The sequence below is a fragment of the Pseudomonas sp. WOUb67 genome, from assembly GCF_050058005.1.
GTDB classification, from domain to species: domain Bacteria; phylum Pseudomonadota; class Gammaproteobacteria; order Pseudomonadales; family Pseudomonadaceae; genus Aquipseudomonas; species Aquipseudomonas putida_R.
In genome coordinates this window covers 4,795,992-4,821,811 of record NZ_CP170112.1, presented here as the reverse complement: position 1 = coordinate 4,821,811, position 25,820 = coordinate 4,795,992, and the positions used below count along the sequence as shown (strand labels likewise).

At 58.8% G+C, this 25,820-nt stretch carries 21 protein-coding genes; 11 read left to right on the top strand and 10 right to left on the bottom strand.

The genetic code is table 11. The features are described from left to right. Positions 1 to 330: 330 nt before the first annotated feature. Positions 331 to 1,419, bottom strand: coding sequence for an HNH endonuclease (locus tag ABOC32_RS21440; RefSeq protein ID WP_426808774.1), 1,089 nt, complete (start codon positions 1,417 to 1,419; stop codon positions 331 to 333). A 320-nt stretch (positions 1,420 to 1,739) separates the two neighbouring features. Here ABOC32_RS21440 and ABOC32_RS21435 point away from each other — a divergent pair, with 320 nt between their 5' ends. After that, positions 1,740 to 2,456 carry a hypothetical protein gene (locus ABOC32_RS21435; RefSeq protein ID WP_426808773.1) on the top strand — a complete coding sequence of 239 codons (717 nt, stop codon included), beginning with the start codon at positions 1,740 to 1,742 and terminating at the stop codon, positions 2,454 to 2,456. 134 nt (positions 2,457 to 2,590) lie between these two features. On the opposite strand, the gene ABOC32_RS21430 is transcribed toward ABOC32_RS21435, so the two are convergent. Continuing rightward, a complete protein-coding gene (locus ABOC32_RS21430; RefSeq protein ID WP_426808772.1) occupies positions 2,591 to 4,639 on the bottom strand; it encodes a TonB-dependent receptor domain-containing protein in 2,049 nt (682 codons plus the stop codon). A 140-nt stretch (positions 4,640 to 4,779) separates the two neighbouring features. Then, positions 4,780 to 5,358, bottom strand: coding sequence for a hypothetical protein (locus tag ABOC32_RS21425; RefSeq protein ID WP_426808771.1), 579 nt, complete (start codon positions 5,356 to 5,358; stop codon positions 4,780 to 4,782). A 23-nt stretch (positions 5,359 to 5,381) separates the two neighbouring features. Here ABOC32_RS21425 and ABOC32_RS21420 point away from each other — a divergent pair, with 23 nt between their 5' ends. The 3 genes from ABOC32_RS21420 to ABOC32_RS21410 all read left to right on the top strand — a co-directional run bounded on the left by ABOC32_RS21420 (position 5,382) and on the right by ABOC32_RS21410 (position 7,411). After that, entirely contained in the window at positions 5,382 to 6,044 is a 663-nt protein-coding gene (locus ABOC32_RS21420) for an HD domain-containing protein (RefSeq protein WP_426808770.1), read from the top strand. A 132-nt stretch (positions 6,045 to 6,176) separates the two neighbouring features. Next, positions 6,177 to 6,716, top strand: a complete 540-nt coding sequence (locus ABOC32_RS21415; RefSeq protein WP_426808769.1) for a hypothetical protein — start codon at positions 6,177 to 6,179, stop codon at positions 6,714 to 6,716. Positions 6,717 to 6,955: 239 nt separating this feature from the next. Further along, a complete protein-coding gene (locus ABOC32_RS21410; protein ID WP_426808768.1) occupies positions 6,956 to 7,411 on the top strand; it encodes a lysozyme inhibitor LprI family protein in 456 nt (151 codons plus the stop codon). 132 nt (positions 7,412 to 7,543) lie between these two features. Here ABOC32_RS21410 and ABOC32_RS21405 read toward each other — a convergent pair whose 3' ends face one another. After that, complete coding sequence (locus tag ABOC32_RS21405) at positions 7,544 to 8,401, bottom strand: helix-turn-helix transcriptional regulator (RefSeq protein ID WP_426808767.1); 858 nt, start codon at positions 8,399 to 8,401, stop codon at positions 7,544 to 7,546. A gap of 482 nt (positions 8,402 to 8,883) precedes the next feature. On the opposite strand from ABOC32_RS21405, the gene ABOC32_RS21400 reads away from it, so the two are divergent. After that, positions 8,884 to 9,081: a DUF1737 domain-containing protein gene (locus ABOC32_RS21400; protein ID WP_426808766.1), complete on the top strand. Its 198-nt coding sequence runs from the start codon at positions 8,884 to 8,886 to the stop codon at positions 9,079 to 9,081. A gap of 171 nt (positions 9,082 to 9,252) precedes the next feature. Here the strand turns inward: ABOC32_RS21400 and ABOC32_RS21395 are convergent, their stop codons facing one another. Together ABOC32_RS21395 and ABOC32_RS21390 are read right to left on the bottom strand one after the other, a co-directional pair. Then, positions 9,253 to 9,636 carry an NUDIX domain-containing protein gene (locus ABOC32_RS21395; RefSeq protein ID WP_426808765.1) on the bottom strand — a complete coding sequence of 128 codons (384 nt, stop codon included), beginning with the start codon at positions 9,634 to 9,636 and terminating at the stop codon, positions 9,253 to 9,255. A gap of 137 nt (positions 9,637 to 9,773) precedes the next feature. Continuing rightward, on the bottom strand, positions 9,774 to 11,156 hold the full coding sequence (locus tag ABOC32_RS21390; protein WP_426808764.1) for a PLP-dependent aminotransferase family protein: 1,383 nt from the start codon (positions 11,154 to 11,156) through the stop codon (positions 9,774 to 9,776). Between the two features lie 121 nt (positions 11,157 to 11,277). Between ABOC32_RS21390 and ABOC32_RS21385 the strand changes: the two genes are divergently transcribed. Beyond that, complete coding sequence (locus tag ABOC32_RS21385; protein WP_426808763.1) at positions 11,278 to 12,147, top strand: DMT family transporter; 870 nt, start codon at positions 11,278 to 11,280, stop codon at positions 12,145 to 12,147. A gap of 305 nt (positions 12,148 to 12,452) precedes the next feature. Here the strand turns inward: ABOC32_RS21385 and ABOC32_RS21380 are convergent, their stop codons facing one another. Continuing rightward, entirely contained in the window at positions 12,453 to 15,443 is a 2,991-nt protein-coding gene (locus ABOC32_RS21380) for an autotransporter domain-containing protein (protein WP_426811639.1), read from the bottom strand. A gap of 364 nt (positions 15,444 to 15,807) precedes the next feature. Here ABOC32_RS21380 and glsB point away from each other — a divergent pair, with 364 nt between their 5' ends. The 3 genes from glsB to ABOC32_RS21365 all read left to right on the top strand — a co-directional run bounded on the left by glsB (position 15,808) and on the right by ABOC32_RS21365 (position 17,960). After that, complete coding sequence (gene glsB, locus ABOC32_RS21375; RefSeq protein ID WP_043199699.1) at positions 15,808 to 16,716, top strand: glutaminase B; 909 nt, start codon at positions 15,808 to 15,810, stop codon at positions 16,714 to 16,716. 120 nt (positions 16,717 to 16,836) lie between these two features. Continuing rightward, entirely contained in the window at positions 16,837 to 17,295 is a 459-nt protein-coding gene (locus ABOC32_RS21370; RefSeq protein ID WP_426808762.1) for a hypothetical protein, read from the top strand. 140 nt (positions 17,296 to 17,435) lie between these two features. Then, positions 17,436 to 17,960, top strand: coding sequence for a GNAT family N-acetyltransferase (locus ABOC32_RS21365; protein WP_426808761.1), 525 nt, complete (start codon positions 17,436 to 17,438; stop codon positions 17,958 to 17,960). An 86-nt stretch (positions 17,961 to 18,046) separates the two neighbouring features. Here ABOC32_RS21365 and ABOC32_RS21360 read toward each other — a convergent pair whose 3' ends face one another. Next, positions 18,047 to 18,955, bottom strand: a complete 909-nt coding sequence (locus ABOC32_RS21360; RefSeq protein ID WP_426808760.1) for a LysR substrate-binding domain-containing protein — start codon at positions 18,953 to 18,955, stop codon at positions 18,047 to 18,049. 135 nt (positions 18,956 to 19,090) lie between these two features. Here ABOC32_RS21360 and ABOC32_RS21355 point away from each other — a divergent pair, with 135 nt between their 5' ends. Continuing rightward, positions 19,091 to 19,915: a phytanoyl-CoA dioxygenase family protein gene (locus ABOC32_RS21355; protein WP_426808759.1), complete on the top strand. Its 825-nt coding sequence runs from the start codon at positions 19,091 to 19,093 to the stop codon at positions 19,913 to 19,915. 80 nt (positions 19,916 to 19,995) lie between these two features. Then, positions 19,996 to 21,387 (top strand): amino acid permease, encoded by a 1,392-nt coding sequence (locus ABOC32_RS21350; protein ID WP_426811638.1) that lies wholly within the window; start codon positions 19,996 to 19,998, stop codon positions 21,385 to 21,387. Positions 21,388 to 21,783: 396 nt separating this feature from the next. Here ABOC32_RS21350 and ABOC32_RS21345 read toward each other — a convergent pair whose 3' ends face one another. Then, positions 21,784 to 22,440 (bottom strand): DUF6708 domain-containing protein, encoded by a 657-nt coding sequence (locus ABOC32_RS21345; protein WP_426808758.1) that lies wholly within the window; start codon positions 22,438 to 22,440, stop codon positions 21,784 to 21,786. Positions 22,441 to 22,595: 155 nt separating this feature from the next. After that, the gene (locus ABOC32_RS21340) at positions 22,596 to 25,802 is read right to left on the bottom strand and encodes a T6SS effector BTH_I2691 family protein (RefSeq protein WP_426808757.1); all 3,207 of its coding nucleotides are present in this window, start codon (positions 25,800 to 25,802) and stop codon (positions 22,596 to 22,598) included. Positions 25,803 to 25,820: the final 18 nt, after the last annotated feature.

The following is a 25,820-nucleotide window of genomic DNA, read 5'->3' as shown; positions in this document are numbered from 1 at the left end:
ACAACGTCAGCGGTCTGTCAAAACCGGTCGCTGATTTGGCAGCGACCAGCCGAGACTAGAACCCACGTTGACCATGCGCAACGGAAATCTGGCGCAGGGATTATCTTTGGGAATTGGCCTACAAGGAAGGGGCTATTTCTGATTTTTCGCATGCTCAGTTACAGAATCTGCGTCTCGCGATGATGTCAAACGGTCAGCATGGTTAACCGCCACCCAGGCCTCGAAACTGAATCACTGTCTTAGGGCCGCGTATTCGGGGATTTGCGGCAGCTTGCGGCAGATGCATTAGTAGTTGAGGTGGGCGGTATCTTCGACGCCCTGGCGTACTCGTCAACCTTCAATCGCTATCAATCGCTGCTTCAACGACTCATTGAGCAGCGCACCGTGCATACCGGAGTGAATTTCGCGGTGACAGCTCGGGCATATCGCTCCAACGTAGCGAGGATGGTCGAGCCCCCCATCGGATAGTCGATTAACATGATGAGGTTCAAGGTACGGGGTTCCATCTCTCTTCAAAAATGGCGCTGGCTTTTGGCAGCATTCACACAAGCCTTTCGCTCGCATTGCAACGTAGCGGGCTACCTTCTGACTGCGTTGATAAAGATTGCGTGGCGCTGATCGAGGGGCTTCGTCTGTAACAGGCTTGCATGCCGCAAGGGCAGCTAACCGTGCGGCATCCAACGTGGCAGGAAAATCGGCTGCATTATCCAGCTCAGCCTCAATTAGCGGCTGTGCATCACGCACAGGGACTAACCTGAATACGAGCGCGGTGCGGTCGTTACCTTCAACATCTGGCTGGGTCCGTTCAAGGATGTCCGCGCAAGAGAACTCTCCAAGGTAGCGATTACCTTTTCCTTTCCCGAGCAGTTGAAATAGATGCAGCGCACGGCCTGTCTCAGCATGCTCAGCGATAGCCCGATTACCACGGATCAATGTCATAGGGCCACGCTGGCCTTCCCCCGTGTAGAGGTAAGCGCCGTCCTCCCAATGATCGGCATAGCCATATTGCTCGCCGCTGTCGCCCGTAAATAGAAAAATTGCGGGATGCGTGGCGGATGCTGCAATGCCACTCTGTCGGCTACCGCCAAACGGTCCATTGATCTCTGTTCTTCGATCGTAAACACCCCCAACCGTGAACTGCAGAGGAAGCTCAACATCCCCGCGCAGCTGGACGACTTTGAAGCCACGCTTCTCTAGGTAGCCGTTGGTGGGATTGCCCCCCGAAAACTCGCCAACGGGCACACCGGTCGCAAGTGAGACAATTTTCTTAGCCGGGTACTTAATGCCATCCACGTCGATGGCATAACGGTGCGCTTGGTTGTCCTCCCAGCCTTGCCACTCTTTCCTCGTCCTCAAATCGCTGTCAAAGAGCCGCAAGGCCTCGTCGATTCGCTCCTTCGATACAGCTTTGATCGCCATCCGTGCCGCCCTTTGTCGCTGAAAGATGTAGGAAATTTCCTATCGTCGCCAAAGTCGTGCAACAGATCAATACAAGAAATGGCTAAATGCCATTCCTACGCGGGTGGTGTATACGCTTCATGGCGAGGTTGCCCCGAGGTCTCTTCGTTTGACGCGTTAACCAGCGCTCGGTCAACGCGTCAACGCGTCAACGCCCTCAAAAGCAAACCACTCCCTCATCCCAGCACCCAGCCACATCCCGATGATGTCAAACGGTCACCATGGACTTCCGCCCCTCAGCCCTCGAAACTGCCCCTCTCGCACCCAGACCAAGGCAGGTCATGATCAACATCAAACGCGCCACCTCCCTCCTGCTCCTGCTGGCCACCGCCTCACTAACCGCCTGTCTACCCTGGAAACGCGAACGCGCCGCCTACGCGGACCTCTGCGAATCCGAATTCCAGTTCAAAGTCCCAGGCCCGCAAGGCGAAACCACCCTCTACCTGGAAACCTACCTCTACGACCACGCCGCCCAATGGGGCGAAAAGCGCTACGAGCAAGGCCTGCACGTGCAGTACCCGGGCGAGAAATACCCACGCGCGGAATTTTTCGTGCAGATGATCGCCTACAACAAGGACCGCCAGCGCCCGTCGACCGATTTCAAGCGTGGCGAACCGCCAATCCCGGTGCTCTACGACAGCCGTCAGGCCTACATCACTTTTGAAGACGGCTCACGCCTGAATGCACGGCCTGAGGTGTACGTGGGCCTCAACGATATCTACGACTTTCCGTCTGTGAATGAGCGGGCTGCCAGGCCATCGCCGTACGACATCAACAGCGATGAAGTGCACCGGATGATTCCCAGGATCACCAACAACAAGCGCTACGGCTCGGCTTATGTGATCTTCCAGACGGACAAACTGAACGCTGATTCCGAGTGGACGATCAACATGGGTAGCCTGCAGGTGCAGGGGCGAAATGTGGAAATTCCGCCCTTGCAGCTGTGTTATCACCCGGTGAAAAGATGGATCGGCATCGAGCCGCTGATGAAGCCTTGATAGCAGTGGTTGAAGGTGGCGAGTGCCTTTCTGGTTTTACTGGGAATCCCGGCCCACCCATCCCGCATGCCTGCAAACACGTTCAGGCGCGCTCAACTGTAAATTCAGGTGAGCGCAGTTGCGGTTCGCTCAACTTAAAAGTAGGTGGTTACCCCAACAAAATACGCCCGACCGGGCACGTAAAAGCTGGTCGAGTCATCACGTGGGTCTTCATCCAGCAAGTTCTGCACGCCGGCGTTCAGGGTTAACCAGTTGGTGGCCGCCCAGTTTGCGGTCAGATCATAGGTGGTGTACGACTTGACGAAGTCTGAGCCTAGTCCGCGTTGCTTGCCCACATGCTGAGCCGAAAGCTCGGTACCGATCCGCTCGCTGATCTGCCAATCGATTGCACTGAACAACGAGAGCTTCGGCGAACTGATCAGATCTTGACCGGTCGACAGGTTGCGGCTTTCGAGCATGTAGGTTGCGTTGGTGCGCCAGCTGGCATTTTCCCACAACGGCACCTTGGTGCTGCCTTCCCAGCCGCGGGTGCGGGCTTTGTCCGCATTCTCCAGCATGGTCCACCAGCGGCCCTGGAAATACCCCAGAGGTGCATATTCAATTTTGTCCTTGAAGTCGGTATGGAAGTACGTGAGGCTGGCCTCCCAGCCGTCGTGGTCGAATGAAACGCCGATTTCCTTGTTGGTACTGATTTCCGGGCGCAGGTTTGGGTTGCCTGCCATCCAGCAACTACCGGTAACATAGCCAAGCGGGCGTAGAGAGGTACAGCCGCGACCGCCAGAGTTGGTCGCTGCGCCCGCACTGCCTTCTTTCAAACTGGGGGCCCGGAACCCGCGCGACACCCCACCGCGCACTGTCCAGTCAGGATGAGGGTGATAGACCACATAAGCGCGTGGGCTATTGTGGTTACCGTATTCATCGCTGTGGTCGAAGCGATTGCCCAGGGTCAGCGATAGGTTATCGAGCAGGAACAATTCATCCTCGACGAACAGCGCGGAATAGTCACCTTCAAGCTCCGACCCTCCCACTGTTGCACCTTGGTAATCCACGGGCACCGTGCCCAGCGTGTCAGTGTTGGTCAGCTGTTCTCGTTTCCACTGGCCGCCCACGGTCAGGCGCTGGTTGACCAACAGTTCGAACGGGATATTAAGGCTGCCCTCGACAATTTTTTCTTCCGAGTTGGCCTTGCCCTCGCCGATGTCATTGTCGAATTTATTCAAGTAAGCGTCGATACGCGAGGTTCCAAAGCCCCAGTCGCCATGGTGAGATACGACGAAACTGTCGCGCGTCAGGCGTCCGGCGCCGAAAGCTTCACCTACGGTATCCCCCCAATCACCGAAAGTTTTCTTTGACGACCACGAACGCTCCACGCCGTGGATGGCCTCAAAGGACAACTCATGGTTGTCATTAATTTGCCAATTGAGCAAAGCGTTGACGCTGTGGTCTTTGGAACCGCCGGCGCCGTCGTTGTAAACGAAGTCACCCGTTGCGTCGAGGCGAGGCGCGGCCTCGTCGGCAGCGCGTCGAGTGACATTGGCGCCCAGGCGCAGGCCGATGGCGTTCGTGACAGGGCCGGACAAGTTAATGCTGGTTTGGTTGGTCTGCCCACGGTCGGAGTCTTCCGGCATCGTGGTGTTTACGTTGAGCGACCCACTCCACTCACGGGATACCTTGCGGGTAATGATATTGATGACGCCACCCATGGCGTCTGAGCCATACAGCGAAGACATCGGCCCGCGCACGATTTCGATTCGCTCAATCATGTTCGGCGAAATCCAGTTGATGTCCTGGCGACCCAGATCACGTCGGTAATTAGTGTCGGCGGAGCTACCGATGCGTTTCCCGTCCACCAAGATCAAGGTGTATTTGTCGTCAAGGCCTCGTAGCTTGATCTTCGACTGCTCGCCCACCGGGCCGTAACCGCCTGTCACGCCAGGGATGCGGCGTAGGAGGGTGTTGAGGTCGTAGACAGGCTGGCGTTCGATCTCTTCCCGAGTGATGACACTGACACTGGCTGGCGCATCTCGTACATCCGTACCGCCCCCTGTGGCGGTGACGAAGGAGGCCTGCAGTTCGGTGGCGGGAAGCGGCTCGAGCTCGAGGGGTTCCTCGGCTTGCGCTGCAGCCGCGGCAAGCAATCCAACGGTGAGCAGGGCACGGGAGAACGGAGGGCATGGCAGCATTGCGTAACAGTCCTTGTCGATCGGTAGGGTTGAAATCGAGGCGGGACGTTAACGCAAATGAGAACCATTTGGAATAAAGTGTGTAAAATTATTTACATAAAACTGACAAAAAATTTACTCAGTGGATAGATAGGCGTTCATCAACCGTGCGGTTGGCCCGGGTGGGTTTGATCATTCGGCTGGTTGCCAAGGAGTATCTGGTCCAGAAGAAAGCGACGTGCTGCGCGTGAGCCGGCACTGACGCTGCTCGGGGGCTGGATGCGATAGCACTGTATCGAGCCATGCAGGCGGAAGCGCCACAGCTGCTTTACCGGTATGCCTTGCGCACGGTAGTCACCCAAGTCGTTGCAAACGCTGAGTTCGCCTTTGTGCGGGAAGAATTGATGCCGTATGTGGGCACTGCTCGCGCCGTTGGCGAACACGATGATGTCTGGGCGAAGTATGGTGATTTGCGCTTCGAGCAAGCGCTTGGATACTTTCGTGAGGTCTTCGAAATGACGCCAGCGCATGGGTGACCCTTTCTGCCATGCGAAGCTGAAGAGGTTGGCCCTGGCGATACCTATGGGTTGATCGGCCTGGTGGAGTTTGCGCAGAAAATTGAAGAAGCTGGCCCCTCGCTCGGCTTTGTTCTGGATGTACTTTGCCAAGTGGCGCTGCTGGATTGCCATGGCGCGCTGGATGTACTCGTCCAGATCGATGAAGGGTTCGCCGGCAGTCACGACATCCCAACGACGTACCCACGATGACAAACGAAGCTTTTGCCCCTTTCCAGCGCCTAGCCGCTGACCTGCTGAAGCATTTGCCAGATGATCAACCAGACGGCTCCCACGACCTGTCCCACCTCCATCGCGTGTGGGTCAACGCGCGACGGATACAGCGCGTTGAAGGCGGTGACCTGGAAGTGCTGCTTGCAGCGACGCTGCTGCATGACTGTGTCGCTGTAGAAAAGAATTCGCCCTTGCGCGGGCAGGCGTCAACGCTGTCGGCACACAAGGCGACTTCAATCTTGACTGGCATGGGCTGGCCATCGCAACGTATCGAGCAGGTGGCGCATGCAGTCAAAACCCACAGCTACTCGGCTGGCTTCGAACCGCTCACCCTTGAGGCCAGAATTCTTCAGGACAGTGATCGCCTGGATGCCATAGGTGCAGTGGGCATCGCCCGGTGCTTTTACGTTTCCGGGCGAATGGGATCGGCGCTGTACGATTTCGAGAACCCCACTGCGCGAGGGCGGGAGTATCAGGATGCGACGTATGCGATCGAGCACTTCCATACCAAGCTGCTCAAGCTCGCTTCCGGCTTTAGAACCTGCGAAGGGGCTCGCCTTGCGGCTGAGCGGCATGCGCGGCTTGAGGCGTATCTTGCGGACTTCATGGATGAGGTCGGGACTGGCAGAGGTGCGTGAGACCCTGTGAATTTTAGCGTACCTCTGGAGCGTGCTTGCTCTGCGAGCTGGGCCTTTTGCCATCTCTTCAGCTGATATGATCGGCTCCCGAAGCCGCCAGCAGGCGGCGTTTACTCAAGCACAGGAAGTCACATGAATAAAATGCTGTTGGGCGCGTGCCTACTATCCCTGGCCGGTTGCGCCAGCTCGCCCGATGCCTTCACCCAGGCCAACCCTGGCTGCAAAACGGCTAACGCCGAGGTCGATGGAAAACCCGTTTCCACGCAGTTCTGCATCAAGTCTACCGTTCTCAAACCCTCCGAATATCGAGTGAGGGTCAACGATCAGGTGCTGTTCGCAGGTACCGACTATAAACGTGTTGATTTCACAAAAAACCTCAAGGAAGGCCCGGCGAGAGTCGCGTGCAATGGGGTGGTCGATATACAGAAGCTCCACGGGAAAACGGTGGCCTTGAACGAGTTGCCCGCCGAGTTGGTGGCAGGCTGCCGGATTACCGCCGACGCGGCCGGTAACGCCCAGCCGTTCGTAAAGGATGCCGCTTGCGATGAGGTGTTTTACAAGGCGATGTATCCGTTGTTGGGGCCAATGTTGCCGGTTGAAGTGGCCCGCCAGTGCACGGTGACGGTGGCTGAGCAGACAGTGTTCGACCAGCGTTTCAAGTTTGAAAAATAACCTGGGCGCAGGGGCTGTTTGCACTGGACGATGATCGGGTGTCAGTGCACCTGCCCCAACCACTTGCGCTGCGTAGCCAGCGCCAACAACTCCCGCTGGCCGAAAATTCCCTATTAAGTGTCCTGCGTGGCGCTCGGGTCCTAGACGCGTATCAGATGGCTTCATAGAGGTGCCTGTTGTGCTCCACATGCAGCTCCGACACCATGGCGTCTTATATTTCACCTCAAGGAATGAGATCTGTGAAAAGTGCGTTCAAAGCAGCTTTTGTGGCGGCTATGCTGGCGATGGAACTTGCCCAAGCTGATGTTGGCCGGGAAGAAATGCTGGCTCAGGCAGTGAGCCAGTTCGCGGCAGGGCTGGAGGCCGAATGGAAGCGGTGTTTGAGGAACCCGCACACGCGCACAACGAATGACAGCGAAAGGTGCGCGCTCGCGATGCTGCAAGCGGCTAACCGAGCCGTTAAACAGAAGTACCAGCAGAAACTTGATAGGATTCAGCAGGACGCCGAAGCGGAAATACTCCCCAGAGCGGTTCCGGCCATGCTGCCAAAGGCACAGGCGGAGTGGGAGCAGTACGTCGAGGCAGATTGCGCAGTGGTAGCTGGGCTGATAACCGGGACCGCGAGTACGGGATATCAGTTAGTGTGTGAGTACAGGCATCAGATTCAACGTCTTCATGCCCTTGACGCGTGGTGACTCCTTCGGCTTTGCGAAAAATTGTGGGCTGGACTAGAAAGCGGCGAGCTGTCGGTGGGCAGTTGCGGTGTAATGGTCGCGCGCCCCCGCCCGGTTACTCATATCGTCAGGATACATAAAGATGATGAAACATTAATTGGGCCTGCTTAAAACGGGTGAGCTTGCCTGAACCTGCCCCGACCACTTGCGCTGCGTAGCCAACGCCAACAACTCTCGCTGCCCAGAAACCCCCAGCTTGCGATACAGCCGCTTGATATACGTAGCCGCACTCGAGAGCTGAATACCCATGCTCACGCTAATGCCCTCAACCTCACACCCAGCCAGCATCAATTGCAGCAGCTCCTGGTCACGCCGGGTCAGTTCCGGGTACAGGCTGACAACCCGTTCACTGAGCAGCGCCGGCATTTCGTTGGCTTCGAGATAGGCGCGGTAATGCAGGCGCGAGATTTGTACGATCAGCGGGGCAACTGATTCGATGACGTTGATCTCGTGGGCCGAAAAGCGGCCGTGTTCACGCCCCCGGTAGAAATTCACCGATAGCCAGCGGTTGCCGTCGCACTGGGTCAGCAGCGCAACGCGTTCGGAAATTTGCGGCAGCTCGTAACAGACGCGTCGGTAGTCGCGGTGGGTGATGTCTTCGATGCCTTGGCGTTGCACCATGATGCGGTCGGCTGTGGGCAGAGCAGGGGGCGTACTCATCGCCTGTTGGTTGCCGTCCAGGCTGTAGAAGCGTTCGGCGTAGTTGCTGGAGATTCTGGGTAGCTCGAGCATGCGTGCGCGGTCGGCGAAAGAGATGACTTGCGGGCTGCGGTTTGGGCTGTAGGCGAAGAGGGTGCATTGGGCCAGGGGCACGTGGGCGCTGACCAGTTTCAGCATGTCGGCGGCCAGCAGCTTGCCGTGGCTTTCGGTCGTGCGGGAGAGCAGGTTGGCGGTTTGCTCGATGCTCAGGCGCAAGTCGGTAGTGGAGGGGCGTAATGGCCAGAATTCCATGCGGTTACTCCCTGGGGGCAAGGCAGGATTTATTGTTGTAGGCGGCCGCTGGGGGCTGGGCTTTTGGGCAGGATAACCAATTTGAGGGTGACTGGCTTGCACGTACATGCAGAAGATGCAGAACGGGGAGATGGTTTACATGTCATCCCGCGTTCAGGGCTCCAATGTGCAAACCATGTCTCCGGTTTGGGATGTAAAGGGTGATCTCGGTTGCGCACTGCGGGGAAAGTAACGCTGTGGATGGCACCGGCTTTGCCGGTGTTCGCGGGTGAACCCGCTCCCACAGGTGCTGCGCCGCTCGCAAGCTGGTGCTATCCCTGTGGGAGCGGCCTTGGCCGCGAACACCGGCGAAGCCGGTGCCATCAACCGCGTCGTCTGCTTCGCGGCCCGGTCCCACAGGGATAGTGGATTGGCTCGTGGCCGAAATTTGGTCGTTCAGGGTACGCTGGGAACACTCACCAACTTCTGCAAGGACCGAACAGATGACTCAACCACCGGATGGGCTACCGATTTACCGGGTGCTGACGGGCCCCGATGACGCTTCCTTTTGCCATAGGGTCAGCGACGCCTTGAAGCTGGGGTACCAACTCCATGGCGGGCCTGCGCTTACGTTCAATGGCAAGGATGTGATCGTGGCGCAGGCTGTTACCTGGCCTGGGGCGCACAAAGCTTCGTCTTGATGCAGGTGTGACCAACTTGCCGCACCGCATTAAGTGGCTAATCGCGCACAAAAGAAAGCCCGCCGAGGCGGGCAAGGTCTATCACGTAGGGATGGTTGAAGCGTGCCTGAGCGTATGTGAAAACCCTGTGAAGAATCCGTCGCCATAGCGTCACTGTCTCGCCAGCCGCTGTCACCCTTTGACGGCGATGAACCCTTCTCGCCGCAGCAGCTCGACGTTGCTCGGCTTCACCTGGAGCTGGGGTAACTCCTGAATGTGGAACCAGCGGCACTCCACGATCTCGTGGGATGGCTGGGGAACCCGGGATGGCGGTACAGCCATGCGGTACAACCAGTGCTCTTCCGCTTCAAGTATGTGGTGGCCCAGAAACTGCGCATCGCTGAGTGGCAGGCAGGTTTCTTCCTGCAACTCACGGCGTGCGGCGTCTAGCTGGGTTTCGCCAGGGTCGATCTTGCCGCCTGGCAGTGACCATTCCGGCGCTTGCTTGCGTACAAGCAATACCTTGCCCGCCTGCAGGCAGATGATCGTGGCATGTAGCACTCTCGATGGGTTCATCACGCGTCCTCCCGTTTCAAGGGAAGGCCGTGCAGGCACGGCAAAGTTCAGCTCAGTTGCTTTGAATGAACCCAGGCCACCCTGGCCAGGTCGCATGTTTACCTTCCCGCCAGGCCTCAGCCGTCGGGCTCTCTCAACTAGGCACCCAGGGCTCGTTTCAACACTTCATAGATTCTGGCGTCACCCGATTGCGCAACGTTGAACCGGAGAAAATCTCCCGCAGTCATGGACTGGCTAAACGCATTTCCGGGCGCCAGCACTACACCTTCATTCAAACAGGCCCTGGCCAGCGTTGCGGCATCCTTGCCTTGGGGCAGTTGGCACCAGGCGTACAAGCCTGCCTGGGGAATGATCCAGGGCTTGATGCCAATCGCCTGAAGCCGGGTTACCGTTTTGTCCATGTGCTCGGCCAACCGTAGGCGAACACTCTCCATGTGTTTGCGGTACCCGCTATCGGTAATCGCGTGATGGATGATGTCCGCAGCCAGGCGCCCACCGCCGAAGGTGGTTGCGATCTTGAGGTCGACCAAACCCTCGATCCATTCACCACGTGCAGCGATGTAGCCGCAGCGGATTGAGGCGGAGATGGTTTTGGAAAAGCTGCCGATCTGGATGACACGGGCGAGGCCATCGAACGCAGACAGGCGTGGCGCGGGGGTATGCTCGAAGTCGCCGAAAATGTCGTCTTCGACAATCACCAGGTTGCTGGTGTCGGCCAGCTTCAGCAGCCGGTGTGCCGTGACCGGCGACAAGGTAGCGCTGGTCGGGTTGTGGATGCCGGAATTGGTGATGTACAACCGGGGCGCGTGCGCGAGCAGGGCCGCGCCGAATGCATCGATGTCCGGGCCGGTCGGCGTGTAAGGCACGCCCACCACGTTCACCCTGTGGGCCTTCAGCAGTGCGTGAAAATTGAAGTAGCAGGGGTCGTCCACCAGCACCGTGTCGCCCGGCTCCAGCAGAAAACGGCAAATCAGGTCGATGGCGTGGGTGCCGGACTCGGTGAGCATGATCTGTTCAAGCGGGGCTTCTACCCCAATGCCCGCCAGCCGTCGCGTCAAGAATTGCCGGAGTGGCGGATAGCCAAGCGGTGACGCGTACTCCGTCAGTCTTGAAGCGTCAGCGCGGGCAACGTGTCGAAGCGCTTTGCGCACACCCGCTTCGTACATCCAGGAGGGCGGTAGCCAACCGCACCCGGGTTTCAATGCATCGAGGGAGGTTTCCAGCGATTGGCGCGAGATCCACAGTGGGTCGACGACGCGATCCAGCCTGGGGCCAAATTCGGTCAGCGCCAATGGCGCCACTGGCCCTGCTATGTAAAAGCCGGAGCCGGGGCGGGAACTGAGAACGCCCTCTGCCATTAAGCGTTCGTAGGCCTCCAGCACGGTAGAAACCGAGACTTGCATGGTTTGGGCCATGGCGCGGACGGAAGGGATTCTTGCACCGGGCGTGTAGGTGCGAGAGGCGATCCTGGACTGGATTTCAGCCATGACCGTTTGAATTCGCGAGCCGCTGCGTTTCATTGTTCCCTCAACTGTGCTGGTTTTGTATGCATAACAGTTCGGTTGAACTGTATTGGATTGTACATGGCCTTGGTGAACCCGTCAGTGCTGTACTGCACACCGGATTATCGAGGACTTACCGATGGAAAAAACAACAAGCGGGTGGCTCAACGGCTTCATAGGCGTCGCAATTTTTGCGGGCTCGTTACCGGCAACCCGTGTGGCAGTGGCAGACTTCGAACCCACGTTTCTGACCTGTGCCAGGGCAACCATCGCCGCCTTGTTGGGTGCGCTCTTCTTGATCGTGCTGCGCCAGCCTCGGCCGCAGCGGGGTGATTTGTCGTCATTGGCGTTAACAGCGCTTGGCGTTGTTATCGGCTTTCCGCTGCTGACGGCACTGGCCCTGCAGCATGTCACTTCTGCCCATTCCATTGTTTTTGTCGGGCTGCTGCCGCTTTGCACCGCAGGGTTTGCCGTTTTGCGGGGTGGTGAGCGGCCTCGGCCGCTGTTCTGGTTGTTCTCGTTCACAGGTGCCGGGCTGGTCGCTGGCTATGCGTTGATGAATGGCGGCGAGGGGTCGTTGCTGGGCGACCTGCTGATGATGGCGGCGGTGGTTGTGTGTGGGTTGGGGTATGCGGAAGGGGCGCGTCTGTCGCGCACGTTGGGTGGTTGGCAGGTGATCAGTTGGGCATTGCTTGTGGCGTTGCCGTTCATGCTGCTGCTGACCATCGCTAATTTTCCCGCGGCTGATGCCTTCGCCAAAGTCAGCGCCCCAGCGTGGTTCAGCTTCGGTTACGTTTCACTGTTCAGCATGCTGATCGGGTTTGTGTTCTGGTACCGAGGGCTGGTTCAGGGTGGGATTGCGGCGGTGGGCCAACTGCAACTGGTTCAGCCGTTCATGGGGCTTGGGCTGGCAGCGTTGCTTTTGCATGAGCACGTCAGCGGGATGATGCTTGTGGTGACGCTGGGGGCTGTGATCTGTGTGGCCGGGGCCAAGAAATATGCCCGGTAGATGAAGGTTGCAGGTGTTCGTCTTGGTAGTTGCAGCGCCTGTGAGACCGAGCGCCGCCCGCGCGGCGCATCGCGAGCTGCGCTCGCTCCTACGTTTGTTTCGGGCCAGTAACGCCTGTGGCAGGCGCGCGCGACCGCCTTGATTGTACGACGCGATATAGCGCCGTGCGCCAAGGCGTTCGCGCACAAATCCCACAGGAATAATTGGCCCGAAACAAACGTAGGAGCGAGCGCAGCTCGCGATGCGCCGCGCGGGCGGCGCTCGATCTCACAGGCACTGCAAATCTACAGCCCTACCAATAAGCATCAGAACCGAACCGTAACCCCCGCATTCACCGAGTGGAAGCGGGCGTCCGAACCGAATTGCCCCTGATACGACAGCCCCACCTCGGTCTGGCGATTCAGTTGCACTTTCGCCCCCACTTCGGTCATCGCCACGTTACGCGTCTGGGCAATGCCCTGCACCGCGAAGTCCGGCCCACCGGCAAAGGCCTGGGTGCTGCTCGGGTCCAGGTCGCCATAGGCCCGGCGCCAGCCCAGTGAGCCATAGAACTGGGTGTCGTGGTCAGCCACGCGGGTGCGAGTTGAAGCGCGCATGCCTACGGTCGAGAACCAGGTGTCCTGCTTTTCACTGGACACGTCCAGGGCTGCCGCACCGCCTTTTTCACGGAAGCTGTCGGCGTCGTACTTCACGTAGGCCACGCCCACGAACGGCTCCAGCGCCACCGCGCCCAGGCCGATGCGGTAAGCCGCTTCGCCACTGGCCTGCAGCGTGTTGGCGTCGCGCTTGCCCTTCAGGTGGTCGTTGAACCCGGCAAAGGCCACGTTGCGTTTGCTGTCCAGCTTGTGCCAGGTGTAGCCGACGTCTGCGCTCAGGCGCAGGGCATCGAGCTGGGCACCGGTGTACAGGCCCAGGTGGTAGTTGTCGCTGTGGCCCTTGGCATCGCGGTCGTCGGCATCGAACTTGGTGCGGCTGTAGCCACCGTACACGCCGGCGCGCCAGTCCGGGTTGATGCTGCCGTCGGCGCCAATCAGCACGCCGCCGGTTTTCTGGTGCAGGCCGCCAGCGCCGTTGTTGCCGTCCAGCTTCGACCAGTTGCCGAAGACTTGCGCCCAGGCGCCGCCCTGCGCTTCAGGGGTGGTGGGCATGAGGTTCGACGCACCCAGCGGCATGCGCACGGTCGTGCTGTCGAACAGGTCGCGCAGGCGAGTGCCCAGCACGCCGGAAACCACCTGGCTGTTGGCGATAAGCGCGGTGCCGGTGCTGGCGTGGTAGTCGCCGGAGAGCTGGTCGATGGCATTGCGCGCGCTGTCGGCATCCAGCACCAGCAGGTTGTTGTACAGGCGCAGCGGGTCGCCGCTCTGCTGCAGCACGCTCAGTGCGCCTGCGGTGTTCCACTGGTTTTCGGTTTGCGCCACGGTCTGGAAGATGCCGGGGGTGCCAGGCCCGCCCGTTTCTGGCGGCTGCACCGGTGGTTGTACGGGGGGCTGCACGGGTGGCTCGACGGGGGGCTGTACCGGTGGTTCTACAGGCGGTTCTACCGGGGGCTGCACCGGTGGCTCGACAGGCGGCTCCACCGGAGGCGTCACCGGGGGTTCTACAGGCGGCTCCACCGGCGGCTCTACGGGTGGTTCGACCGGTGGCTCAACAGGGGGAGTGGTCTTCTGCGCGATGGTCAGGTTCAGTTCGTTGGCCGTGCGCTGCAGGCTGACGTTGAGGAACGCCGAGTTGGTGAAGGCCTGGGCATAGGCCGTGCCGGCGGCTGCACCGTCCACTACACCGCCCTGGGCCGCCAGCAGCGTGTAGGTTTGCCCGGTCTGGTAGCTTTGCGCCTCGTTGAGCGTGGTGACATCGACCCGTGTGCCACGCAGGGTCGCGGTGCCGCTGACGTTGACGCGGTCGGCGCCGCCATTGCCGGCGATGTCTGCGGCGTAGCGCGAGCCGTCGGCCATGTCCAGGTCGCCTTTGATCGACAGGGTGCCCAGCGCGCCTTCACCCGGCGAAAGGGTACCGCCCGAGGCCACCTGGGTAGTGCCGACCTGGCCGTTACCGGCCAGCACGCCACCGGCCAGCACCTGGGCGCGGTTGCTGTAGTTGCCGGAGGCGTCGGTGTGGCCCACGGTGCCGTTTACCACCAGGGTGCCGTTGCCGACGCTCAGCAGCGAGGTGCCGCGTGGGTTGCTCTGATCGACATCGCCAGCCAGCACCAGGCGCCCGCCACGCACCACCGTGCTGCCGGACAGCCCGGTCAGGTCGCCGCTCAGGGTGGTGTTGCCGCTGAAGGCGTAAACGCGGCCCGCACCGCTGATGCTGTTGCTCAGTTGCAGGTCACTGTCGGTGTGGTTGAGCGCCAGCGCGCCGCTACCGGCACCGAAGCGGATCGCCGTTTGCGGGTCGAGGCGGCCGGCGGCCTGTGCGGCGCTGGCCGTGAGGGCGTCGATATCGGTGCGGCTGTCGTCCCGCACAACCCCGCCCCCGATGCTGAGGGTGCCGCGTGCGGCCGAGTTGATGCTGGTCAGCACGCTGATGTCGATGCCCTCGGTGCTGCTCAGTTCGGCGCCGTTGGCCAGCACCAGGTTGGTGCTGGAGGTGGTGGTGCCCAAGGTCATCGCGCGGGTGGCCAGGCGCGTGCCTTCGCCGGACACGCTCACCACGGTGTTGCGGTTGAGGTTGGCCGAGCCCAGCTCCATCGAGTCGCTGGTCAGCACCGCGCCGTTGCTCAGGCTGAGGTCGTTGCGGTTCCTGAAGGTGCCGGTGTTGTCCCAACGGGTGTTGGCGCCGGACAGGTCGCTGATCGAGTTGATGGCCACACGTTCGCTGGCAAGCTGCCCGCCATCGCGCAGGGTAATGCGCGAGTCGTAAAGGAACACGCCGCCCGAGGTCACGTTGGCTGCATCCACCTTCGCACCCTGGCCACTGACCAGCAGGTTCGCCCGTGACAGCGCATTGCCGGCGTTGCCGTTGTCGCTGAGTTGCAGGTCGCGCACCAATACCTGGCCGCCGTCGAGCACGTTGAGCGTGCCCTGGCCGGCGCCGCCGACCACGATGGTGTTACCTAGCACGGCAGTGGTACGGGGCACCACCCAGCGGGTGCCTGGGCCCTGGACCGTGACAGTCGCCATGGCCGTACTGGCTTGGTTGTTGGTGGACGATCCACCGATTCGCCCACCTTTGCTGGTGAGTTCGGCGCCATTATTGATGGTCAGGCTGGCGGGCACGCCGTTGCCTGGGCGCAGCGACACCGTGCCATCGTAGGCGCGGTCGCTGCTGAAGGTGTCCTCGCCACTGTCGAGGATGTAGTCAGCTGCGTGGGCGCTCGGCAGCAGGGCGAGGCTGATCGCAAACGTCAGCGGGGATAGTCGGAAAAGGGGATTCATAGCGACTCCAGATACTCCATTAGATGCCACGCAAGTGGCTGCCAGCCCTGAGGGCATTGGCGTTCCATATGTGCAACGGATTAACGCTGGGAGTATCGGCAAGCCCTTGCCGCGCTGAGAATAGTACGCATGTGCTAGCGCTTTCCGGAACGTGACGCCGCGCACACAGTGGGCTGTGTGGCGCACATGCGTTTCTTGCCGAATATGTGATCTATGCCGTTCAGTCTTCGTCAAGCATGCGACCCCTTACCGACGTCTGAAGGGGATTGAGCCAGGGCCTTTCATGCAAACGCTGTTGAACGAGATTCTTGAAGAAGTACGCCCCTTGATCGGCAAGGGCAAAGTGGCTGACTACATCCCTGCGCTGGCCGACGTACCGGCGCAGCAGTTGGGCATCGCGGTGTATAGCAACGATGGCAGCCATTACTGCGCAGGCGACGCGATGGTGCCTTTTTCGGTGCAGAGTATTTCCAAGGTGTTCAGCCTGGTTCAGGCAATTGGCCATTCAGGTGAAGCCATTTGGGAGCGGCTTGGCCATGAGCCTTCAGGCCAGCCGTTCAACTCGCTGGTGCAGCTGGAGTTCGAGCGCGGGCGCCCGCGCAACCCCTTTATCAATGCCGGCGCGTTGGTGATCTGCGATATCAACCAGTCACGCTTTGCTGCACCCACATTGTCGATGCGTGATTTTGTTCGACGGCTTTCGGGCAACCCTCACATTTCCATCGATGCCCGCGTCGCGGATTCGGAATACCAGTTCCGCGCGCGCAACGCGGCCATGGCTTACCTGATGCAGTCCTTTGGTAACTTCCACAATGAGGTGGAGCAGGTGCTGCGCAGTTACTTCAGTTACTGCGCGTTGCAAATGAACTGCCTGGACTTGGCCCGGGCATTCTGCTTCCTGGCCAACGACGGGTTCTGCAAGCACAGCGAAGAGCAAATCCTCACCCGTCGCCAGGCCCAGCAGGTGAACTCGATCATGGCCACCAGCGGGCTGTATGACGAAGCCGGTAATTTCGCCTACCGGGTGGGGTTGCCAGGCAAGAGTGGTGTGGGTGGGGGCATTGTGGCGATTGTGCCCGGGCAATTTACCGTATGCGTTTGGTCGCCGGAGTTGAATGCGGCGGGCAACTCCCTCGCGGGCATGGCGGCGCTGGAGTTGCTGAGTTCACGGATCGGGTGGTCGGTGTTTTGATTCGTGGGAAGGGCCTGCGGGACTTGTTAACCTTGGCTGTAAGGCACTTCTGAAGTTGGATCGAGCTGCACTTTAGCTAGCATGGATCGCTTAGGATCGACTCTTTTCGGGGAGTTGACCATGGACAGGGGTGCAGAAGAGTGCCTGATAGGGCAGATAGATTTGAAGCTGGCTGAGCAGAGCTACAATGTCCCTGGTTTTTCGGAGGCGTATGCGGCTCATCTTGAGGGGCGAGCTGGCGATCAGGTGTTTTATGGTAGGTTGCTCATATATATTGGGTCTGCAGTTGCGGCGCTGGGTATGGGTATCGCCATCTTTGGCCCTGAGGTTATCTATTATGACCGGTTCTCAGGCCTCACCTTGATCCAACATATACAATTGAACCCTGGGCTCATTTCAATTGCCGGCGGTCTGATGATGGCTTGGGGCGGGAAGCAGCGTAATGAGGGCCTTGTTCATCGTGAAGACTCTCTATTGTCCCATTACAGGTTTGTAATGGATGATGGGCAAGATGTCAGCAATCAGGTGAGCGTTCGGCACGTGGGAGGTGATAATTTTAGCGTCGCTGTATGCTTGTAGTCGGTCGTATAAATTCGGACGTTAATATTACGATTTTCGCGCCCGGCAAAAGACTATCGAGAGAGTACTCCTCTTTCTGCTGCAGGTTTGGTAGGCTCATTTCTTTGGTCTCTCGCTGAGACACCGCAAATGGAAGTGCCATGGTGATTGTTGATTCTGTAACAGCAAGTAATTGGCGAGCTTATCGGAAGATACGGCTGAGGGCCCTGCGGGAGTCGCAGGATGCCTTCGCGAGTACCTATGAGCACGAGTCAGCCAGGGAAGATGGCGAGTGGGAGGCCCGCGTCTCAGCCATGGCTTCGTCCAGCAGTGCCCAAGCGTTCTTTGCGTCGCAGCACAATGAGGTTTGCGGCCTGGTGTGGTGCAAGTCGTCGGGCATTGAAGTGGACGTGGTCGAACTTTTCCAGATGTGGGTAGCGCCTGATGTGCGCGGCTTTGGAGTAGGGCGGGCCTTGCTTGAGCGTGCAGTCACCTGGGCTATGGACCAAGGTGCGCAACGTGTACGCCTGGGTGTCACGATCGCCGATAGCCCGGCGATGCGCTTGTACAAGGCAAGCGGTTTCTACCCTGTTGGCATAGCGGAGCCTTTACGCGACGGTTCAGCGTTAGTGTCGCAATCGATGGAGCTGATTCTGGGCACAGATCGAGACAGAGGGCATGATTAATAGCCCCACAGGATTCTGCCCTGGCTGAAAACAGCAAAAAAACCTGTGGGAGCAACTGTCTTCTTGTGGAATCTGGCCTTGCCAGCTCATTTGGCCCCGCTTGCAACCTCCCGCGCAACCCAACCCTTGAAGGCCTCCGCTACCGGCGACGGGTGCATGGCGCCTGACTGGGCCAGCACCACTTTTTGTGGTGACACCTCTTCCAGTAATGGCCGGCACAGCAGCGGCGTACCGTCATAGCAGTGGTCGCCGGCGGGGCGGGTGCATGACAAGGCAACCCCGTAGCCATGCGCGACCAGGCCGCGTTGCATCTCGAAGGTCTGGGTGTATTGCTGGGTGCGCGGTTGCAGGTTGTGCGCCCAAAACAGTGACAGGAAGTATTCACGCGTTTGTGCGATGTCCTCAAGAATCAGGCATTCCTGAGCCAGCTCATGCAGCGGTATCGCTGCCAGGTGGGCCAGGCGATGGTCAGTGGCGATGAGCGCGTAGGGTTTCAACTCCGCCAGTACCTGGCGGGGCAGAGAGGGATCAAGGCCTATGTCGTAAGTAAGCGCAAGCTCCGCTTTACCGGCGCTCAGGTGGCGGTGCACACCTGCCAGGTCCGTTTCGAACAGCGTTACCTCCACCTCGGGGTACTGCTTGCGAAAGCTCGAGAGCAGCCGCGGCGCGTAATAAGGGCCTAGGTCCTGGAAGCAAATAAGCGACAGGTTGCCGCGAAGCGAGCCTTGCGCCGTGTCCGCTTTCTGATTCATGGCGATGGCCATACTAATGATATCGCGTGCCTGGGCCAGCAAACGCGTGCCCGCTGATGTCAGCTCCAGCCCGCGGCTGACCTGGCGGCGGAAGAGCCGCTCATTCAGCGCCTCTTCAAGTTGTGCAATCGCAACCGACACCGACGGCTGTGAAACGTGCCGGGCTCTGGCAGCAGCGCTGATGCTGCCGTGCTCGGCCACCGCAACGAAGTATTCAAGCTGCCTGAAAGAGAACCCTATCATTTTTTCCTATACTCAAAATTAGGAAATATATTCTTTTCCTATTGGTGCCGAAAAGCAATACTCGCTGTGCACCTTGCTTGTTTCACTTCAGAACTTGTGTGCGCCTGCCCCAATAAAAAGATTAAAGGGTGCCTTATGAAACAAACCGCCGAATTTCAATTGAGCCAGGAAACCATCGATGCTTTTCAGCGTGATGGTGCTGTGTGCGTGCGTCATTTGTTCACGCCTGAAGAAGTTGCACTGCTCGAAACGGGTATTGAACAGAACCTGAAAACCCCAAGCGAGCGCGCCAAAGTGGCGAGCCGCCCCGACGACCCGGGTTGGTTCTTCGAGGACTTCTGCAACTGGGGCGATATCGCCGCCTACCGCCAGTTCATCTTCGAGAGCCGGGTGGGGAGCGTTGCCGCTCAACTCATGAACAGCGAAACAGCCCGGCTTTATCACGATCACCTGTTGGTCAAGGAGCCGAACACGCGCCAGCGCACGCCTTGGCACCAGGACCAGCCGTACTACAACATCGATGGGCGACAGAACTGCAGCATGTGGATGCCAATCGACCCCGTCGCGCGGGAGTCCACCCTTGAGTTTGTAGGGGGCTCGCACCTGGGGCCGTGGCTGATGCCACGCAGCTTCCTCGACAGCCAGGCGCAATGGTTCCCGGAAGGCAGCCTGGCGGACTTGCCGGATATCGAGGCCGACCGCAGCGCCTGGAATATCCTCGGCTGGGAGCTTTCCCCAGGCGACGCCGTGTTCTTCCACATGCTGACCTTGCACGCTTCTGGAGGTGTCGGGGGCAACCGCCGGCGCCGTGCCTTCTCGGTGCGTTTCCTGGGCGACGACATCACTCACGCGCCGCGCCAGTGGAAAACTTCGCCACAGTTCCCCGGACTGGAAACGCAATTGGCCAGCGGCGCCCAGATGAACCACGAGCTATTCCCGGTGCTGTGGCCAAGAGTTTGATGATTGAATAAATGCGTGCCTGATTAAAACGCACAGCCTCTGCGTTGTGCGGACCTGATAATAAAATCAAGAAGGTATCTATGAGCGCTCAATCTTCACAACAGCTGAAGCGGGGTCTGTCTACCCGGCATATTCGTTTCATGGCGTTAGGTTCTGCCATCGGTACGGGGCTGTTCTATGGCTCGGCATCGGCAATAAAACTGGCAGGGCCCTCAGTGTTGCTCGCCTATTTGATAGGTGGTGCCGCCATTTACATGATGATGCGCGCCCTTGGCGAAATGGCGGTTCATAACCCGGTGTCAGGCTCGTTCGGCCACTATGCCAGCCAATACCTGGGCCGCTATTTTGGCTTTCTGACAGGTTGGAGTTACGCGTTCTCCATGTTGGTGGTGTGCCTGGCAGACGTGACGGCGTTTGGCGTCTACATGGGGCTGTGGTTCCCGGAAACACCCGCCTGGATCTGGGTGCTTGGAATAGTATTCTTCATCGGGGCGCTCAACCTGTGTAGCGTGAAAGTGTTCGGCGAGATGGAGTTCTGGCTGTCGTTGCTGAAGGTGACCGCTATCGTCGCCATGATTGTGGCAGGCGGTGCAGTGCTGCTGTTGGGTATCCAGCTGAACGACGAGGCAGGCACTGTGGCCGGGATCTCGAACCTGTGGAGCCACGGCGGGTTCTTCCCTAACGGCGTGGGTGGGATGATTGCTTCGTTCACCGTTGTGATGTTTGCCTTTGGCGGGGTCGAAATGATCGGCATCACGGCAGGCGAGGCCAAGGACCCGAAGCGCGTGCTGCCTAAGGCGATCAACTCGGTGCCTCTGCGCATTCTGCTGTTCTATATCCTTACCCTGTTCGTGCTCATGTCCATTTACCCTTGGTCCAGCATTGGCAGCCACGGTAGCCCATTCGTGCAGATCTTCAGTGGCCTTGGCATCAGCTCAGCGGCAACTGTGTTGAACATCGTTGTAATTTCCGCTGCGGTATCCGCGATCAATAGCGACATCTTCAGCGCCGGGCGAATGATGTACGGCATGGCTCAAAACGGCCAAGCACCTGCCGGCTTCGCATCACTGTCGCGTTTCGGTGTGCCGTGGATGACGGTTGCAGTGATGGGCGTCGCTTTGCTGTTGGGCGTGGTATTGAATTACCTGGTGCCGGAAGACTTGTTCCTGGTGCTTGCCGCGGTGGTCACTTTCTCCATTGTCTGGGTGTGGTTGATGATTCTGCTATCGCAAGTGGCCATGCGGCGCGGCATGAGCAAGGAGGAGGTGGCTGCGCTGGATTATCGGGTGCCGCTGTGGCCGGTAGGGCCGGCTTGCGCGATTGCGTTCATGGTGTTCATCTTTGGCGTGCTCGGTTGGTTCCCGGCCAGCCGCACCGCCATGTATGTCGGGGTTGGCTGGTTGGTCCTTTTGTCATTGGGCTACTGGCTGTGGGGCGTGCGTACCCCACGCACGGTGTCAGCGAGCGCTTGAGGCATTGAGCCGTTCGCGTCCGGCATTGCTAGAGGGGTCGGTTTTTATGTCGCAATCGATGGAGCTGGATATGGGCACATATCGAGACAGAGAAGGCCATGATCAATAGTCATGCCCAACCCCGGGATCTCTGCTGCCCGGACCGGCCCCTTCGCGGGTAAACCCGCTCCCACAGGGACCGCGCTGACTTCTGGATTTTGCTCAGGCAGTTGCTCTTGCAGGGGCATCAAAATCTCCAAGCCAGCACAGTGACCGTGCTGACTTCTGGATTTTGCTCAGGCAGTTGCTCTTGTAGGGGCGTCAAAATCTCCAAGTCATGCGCAGTACCTGTGGGAGCGGGTTCACCCGCGAACACCGGCAAAGCCGGTGCCATCCAGCACCGAGTGCGGGAGTGTTTCAGGAGAGCTCATCCGTTGCTGGCGCAGTGCGAGACTCAAGGTCGATTGCCGTCGGCCAATGGACTTTCGGCGCCAAGCAATGCATGAGGCTCAGGCCATCGTCATCGTTCCAGTCGCGGGGTGGGTGCACGAACTTGGGCAGGGCTTCGGGACCTTGCTGCATGAAGAGCCGAGCGATGGCCCAGTAAGCCTCGCCGTCATGCAGGGTATGCGTGAAGAAGACGCGATCAATGACTTCGTCAGTCTCAGGATTACGGACTGACAGCATGACGTTTTCGATCAGGCCGCCATGGCCAGGGGCGTAGATGCGGTAGACCTCGGCGGTGACGTCGTCCCAGTTGTAGGCGACGGGTTGGACGCCCCAGCGTTTACGGCTGAAGATGAAGATGCGGTCGAAGCGGTACTGGTAAAAATAGACTTTCCGACGCAAGCGATTAAAGCGAATAGGCTCATCTCTAGGAAGAACAACGTCCAGTTTTATGTAAGGAAACAAAACCCACATGGCAGCAGGAGGGCTAAGTACCATGAATGCATTCATTGCCCAATCACCTTGCCAGCCATCTACAATAAAGCTCTGGTACAAAAATAGCGCAATTGCACAGCAGAACAGAAGCGTGACAGTTCCAACCAAAATCCCTATGCCACGCAGACTCACCGTAGCTCTTGGAAGCTCCAAATATGCCTCATCGCAGTAGTTGGGAGGTGGGGTTAATTTATCCACGCCATACCGCAAGGTCGGAGTTTGATCAACATGAGGCAGATCATAGCGCCAGCCTCTTGTTCGAGCCCACAGAATTTCACTGCTGCTTCTCACCCATTCACCTCCCGAATACAGCTCTCTAGAAGCGCACTCGCTATCTCTCGATCTGGCCAGTACGCCACGTGTAGTGTTGCTGCGACTATGCTGTGCCTTCCAATGGCTGACGCAAGTTCTATCACGCCAAAATTTTCTAGAAGGAAAATACTCGCATTATCTTCATAGCCATGCAGCTTCGTTTGTAAGGTAAAATCTGGCGTGTAATCGGGGAAGCGTGGGGGTGCATAGTCAGAAGTTTTCGCTGCTTCAGATAAAGATTTTAAATCTGCAACGTTATGTTCCCCCGACGCAATCACTTCCCCGCCGCCAAAATCAGGAAATTCACCATCACCCATGCGATGGACCGTTAAACTCCAAAGGTAGGCGGAGCGCACCTCACTGTATTGAGGTAAAATTGTTTGGAACTTTATTTTATGCTCTACAGTTAAGTTTATTAAACCACCCAATTTAGGTGTGGCTTGATTGCTCGCCAGGGTTGACTCAAAATTCAGCTTTGCATGCAGCCCCAAGGTTGCCGCATTGAGCTCAGCAAACGCTATGTCTGCCCACTCAGGAGTATCCCAATGTATACGTGGGGTCTCATTGGCTTTCCCGAAATAGCACCGTTTCACCCAGCGTTCGAAAGCGTCAGATTCATTTTTTTCAGCCCGTTTGCTTAATGAATAAGCAATGAGCGTCAAGATAATAGCCGCACCTAATGGGCCTATCAGATAAGGTTGTGCGACCGCCAGGGTAAACGCCCCTGCGCCAGCACCATAGAACAATCCAGCCACGGCATGCTGTCTACTTGCTAAAACGTCGCCCGCCGCCCAGGTACGTTTGGTCGCTGAAATCGATTGCGCAACATCGAAAACGCCAGCTACAGCACTTAGCAAAGCTCCGAACCTTATCAGTGAAGCTCCAGTGCCTGCCGCCCATGTCGTCTTAACTAAAGCGGTACTGGACCTCATGACTAGCCCAACCAACTCGATCTGACCGCCCAATATCCCCAATTGCGAACCCTGCAACGCCAGCTTGGCCTCCTGCGCCTTTGGCCCAATCTCGGCTTCCGTCCTCTCCTGGTTTCTGCTCAAGCTGTCGTATTGCAAGTACAGCCCTCCAATCGCGAGCAATACTTCCCAACTGCCAGCCACTCCCCGCAATCCTCTAAATCCGGTTCGCACCAACTGCGCTGCCTGCTGCGAAGTGATCCGCATCCCCTGCAACACCTTGCGCGCATTCGCCTCCAGCGTCCCCGCCGCGACCGACATATCCACCAACGTCCGCTGCGCCAAGTTACTCGCCTGAGTCACCTTCATATTGGTTTCCTCAAGCAACCTGCTACGCACCTCTTCAGCCGTACCCTCGACCCATACCCTCACGCTAATCATGGTGTGGGTAAACCGCGGGTCGAGCACTGCCAGGCTCATCAGTCCGTGCTGGATCATCGGCCGTACCTTGTTCCAGGCCTTGGTCGAATGGATGTTGAAGTCATCAATGTTGCGAGGCATCCGGTCCCTGGCCTCGGCAATCGAGGCATTGGCCTTGTGCTGCAACTCGCGCAGGTGGGCACTCTGCAAGGCGTAGTACTCGCCCAGTTTCATCTTCACTTCCAACTCGATCAGGTGCACGCCGTTGTAGAGGAACTGGGTCGCGCTGTTCAGGTGCCGCACAGCAGTCTGAATACCGGGTTGCAAATTGGGCGACAACCTTTGGGTGGCGGCGTTGAGCGCGCCCTGGGTTTCGGCAATGGCTTGCTTGAGGGTGTTGCGCATGCGCAAGCCGGCATCGTCGCTGGTGATGATCTTGCTCAGCATCGAGTACAGCTTGTCGCTGTCATTCCAGTTGATGGTTTCGCCAGCAGTAAAGCTGGGAAGCAGGCCAGCCAACAACGTACGGTCGCGCATCAGCAATGCGCGGTACGGTGGGCTGTCAGGATCCTCTAGCCATTTCAGCCAGAGCTTTTCACTGGGGCTGGCCGCAGGAGCTGCGTCAGGCACAATCGCCTCGGTAATCCCGCCACCCAGGCACAGCGCCATGGTCTTGGCATACGCCACGCCAGACTCACGATTATTACCGTCGTAGTCGTGCTGCTCGGCCACCTTGAACATGGGGGTGTCGAACAGCGCGGCATAAGCACGGGCGTCCTTGTCGATGTAGCGCTGAAACTCGGCTTCCTGCTGGTCATACTCGGCCTGGAACGCCGCCCGTTGCGGTTCGTGGTAGCGCTGTTCGAGTTTATCGTCGCTGTCCTTCATCGCTTGCTCGACCATACGCGGCCGCTCTACCGTCGGATCAATCGGTACAAACGGCCCTCTTCCCGCCATCGGCTCCAGCGAAGGCACTTTCTGTGCTGCCCACTCCCGGTGAGTGGCACGAATGACCTGGAGGATCTGCGAGGTCTGCAACTGGTAGGCACGCATGGGGTCTTCACGCCAGACCTGGCGCTTCACCACCCAGTTCAACCGCTGATGGTTGAATTCCTGAATCAGCCCAACAGTATCGTCGAGCACCACCGCCAGTACGCCGTTCTCCAGCTTGTGCCGGTTCATCGCGTTGACCAGGTACCCCTTCAAGGCGAACTTGCGCAGCCTGCGCGAGTGAAAGCCATGTGCACTGTCGAACGGCGAGCACCCATGCTGGGCGTACTCGAACACCTCCTTGTCGACCTGCAGGTTATCGGGCGTCATGGCGATGCCCAATAATTCAGGGTTGTTACGCACCTGGGCCAGGTCGACCCCCTCGAAGCGATGCGCAGGCGCCTGGCCCTTCTTGTAGGCATTCAACACACTCGTCGGCCAAGGGTCGCTGGAGAAAGCCAGCCAAGCGCTGCCATACCGGCCGGTATCGATGTTCAGGAAGGATGAAGGAATGTCGTGGTTTTCAGTGGCGCACTTTTCGGGCAGCGATGCGGGTAGGCCGTCGGACGGTTCGTAGGGGTTGAAGCGGCGCAGGTGGCCCTGTTCGCTGACTTCGTAGGCATGCCAGACCTGTTGATCGAGCAGTACGTACAGGTAGCCCATGCGCAAGGTACGCAGGCCCATCTTCGCCGAGATATGCAGGCTGCCCGCAACGGTCGTGATGCACTCCGGTCGGGTATCCGGCACCAGCGCACGGCGCAGGGGCAGGATCGGCAGGCCCTGGCGTTCGCAGGACATGCACTGGTCGTGCGGCAGCCCGGCTTCGGCTACCGCAATGGCGATACGTTGGCTGATTGTCAAAAACGACCTCGCATTGAA

Bases quoted from the DNA above. Each gene is read 5' to 3' on its own strand.
- ABOC32_RS21440 (WP_426808774.1), bottom strand. From the start codon at position 1,419: ATGGCGATCAAAGCTGTATCGAAGGAGCGAATCGACGAGGCCTTGCGG.
- ABOC32_RS21435 (WP_426808773.1), top strand. From the start codon at position 1,740: ATGATCAACATCAAACGCGCCACCTCCCTCCTGCTCCTGCTGGCCACC.
- ABOC32_RS21430 (WP_426808772.1), bottom strand. From the start codon at position 4,639: ATGCTGCCATGCCCTCCGTTCTCCCGTGCCCTGCTCACCGTTGGATTG.
- ABOC32_RS21420 (WP_426808770.1), top strand. From the start codon at position 5,382: ATGACAAACGAAGCTTTTGCCCCTTTCCAGCGCCTAGCCGCTGACCTG.
- ABOC32_RS21415 (WP_426808769.1), top strand. From the start codon at position 6,177: ATGAATAAAATGCTGTTGGGCGCGTGCCTACTATCCCTGGCCGGTTGC.
- ABOC32_RS21405 (WP_426808767.1), bottom strand. From the start codon at position 8,401: ATGGAATTCTGGCCATTACGCCCCTCCACTACCGACTTGCGCCTGAGC.
- ABOC32_RS21400 (WP_426808766.1), top strand. From the start codon at position 8,884: ATGACTCAACCACCGGATGGGCTACCGATTTACCGGGTGCTGACGGGC.
- ABOC32_RS21395 (WP_426808765.1), bottom strand. From the start codon at position 9,636: ATGAACCCATCGAGAGTGCTACATGCCACGATCATCTGCCTGCAGGCG.
- ABOC32_RS21390 (WP_426808764.1), bottom strand. From the start codon at position 11,156: ATGAAACGCAGCGGCTCGCGAATTCAAACGGTCATGGCTGAAATCCAG.
- ABOC32_RS21385 (WP_426808763.1), top strand. From the start codon at position 11,278: ATGGAAAAAACAACAAGCGGGTGGCTCAACGGCTTCATAGGCGTCGCA.
- glsB (WP_043199699.1), top strand. From the start codon at position 15,808: ATGCAAACGCTGTTGAACGAGATTCTTGAAGAAGTACGCCCCTTGATC.
- ABOC32_RS21370 (WP_426808762.1), top strand. From the start codon at position 16,837: ATGGACAGGGGTGCAGAAGAGTGCCTGATAGGGCAGATAGATTTGAAG.
- ABOC32_RS21365 (WP_426808761.1), top strand. From the start codon at position 17,436: ATGGTGATTGTTGATTCTGTAACAGCAAGTAATTGGCGAGCTTATCGG.
- ABOC32_RS21360 (WP_426808760.1), bottom strand. From the start codon at position 18,955: ATGATAGGGTTCTCTTTCAGGCAGCTTGAATACTTCGTTGCGGTGGCC.
- ABOC32_RS21355 (WP_426808759.1), top strand. From the start codon at position 19,091: ATGAAACAAACCGCCGAATTTCAATTGAGCCAGGAAACCATCGATGCT.
- ABOC32_RS21350 (WP_426811638.1), top strand. From the start codon at position 19,996: ATGAGCGCTCAATCTTCACAACAGCTGAAGCGGGGTCTGTCTACCCGG.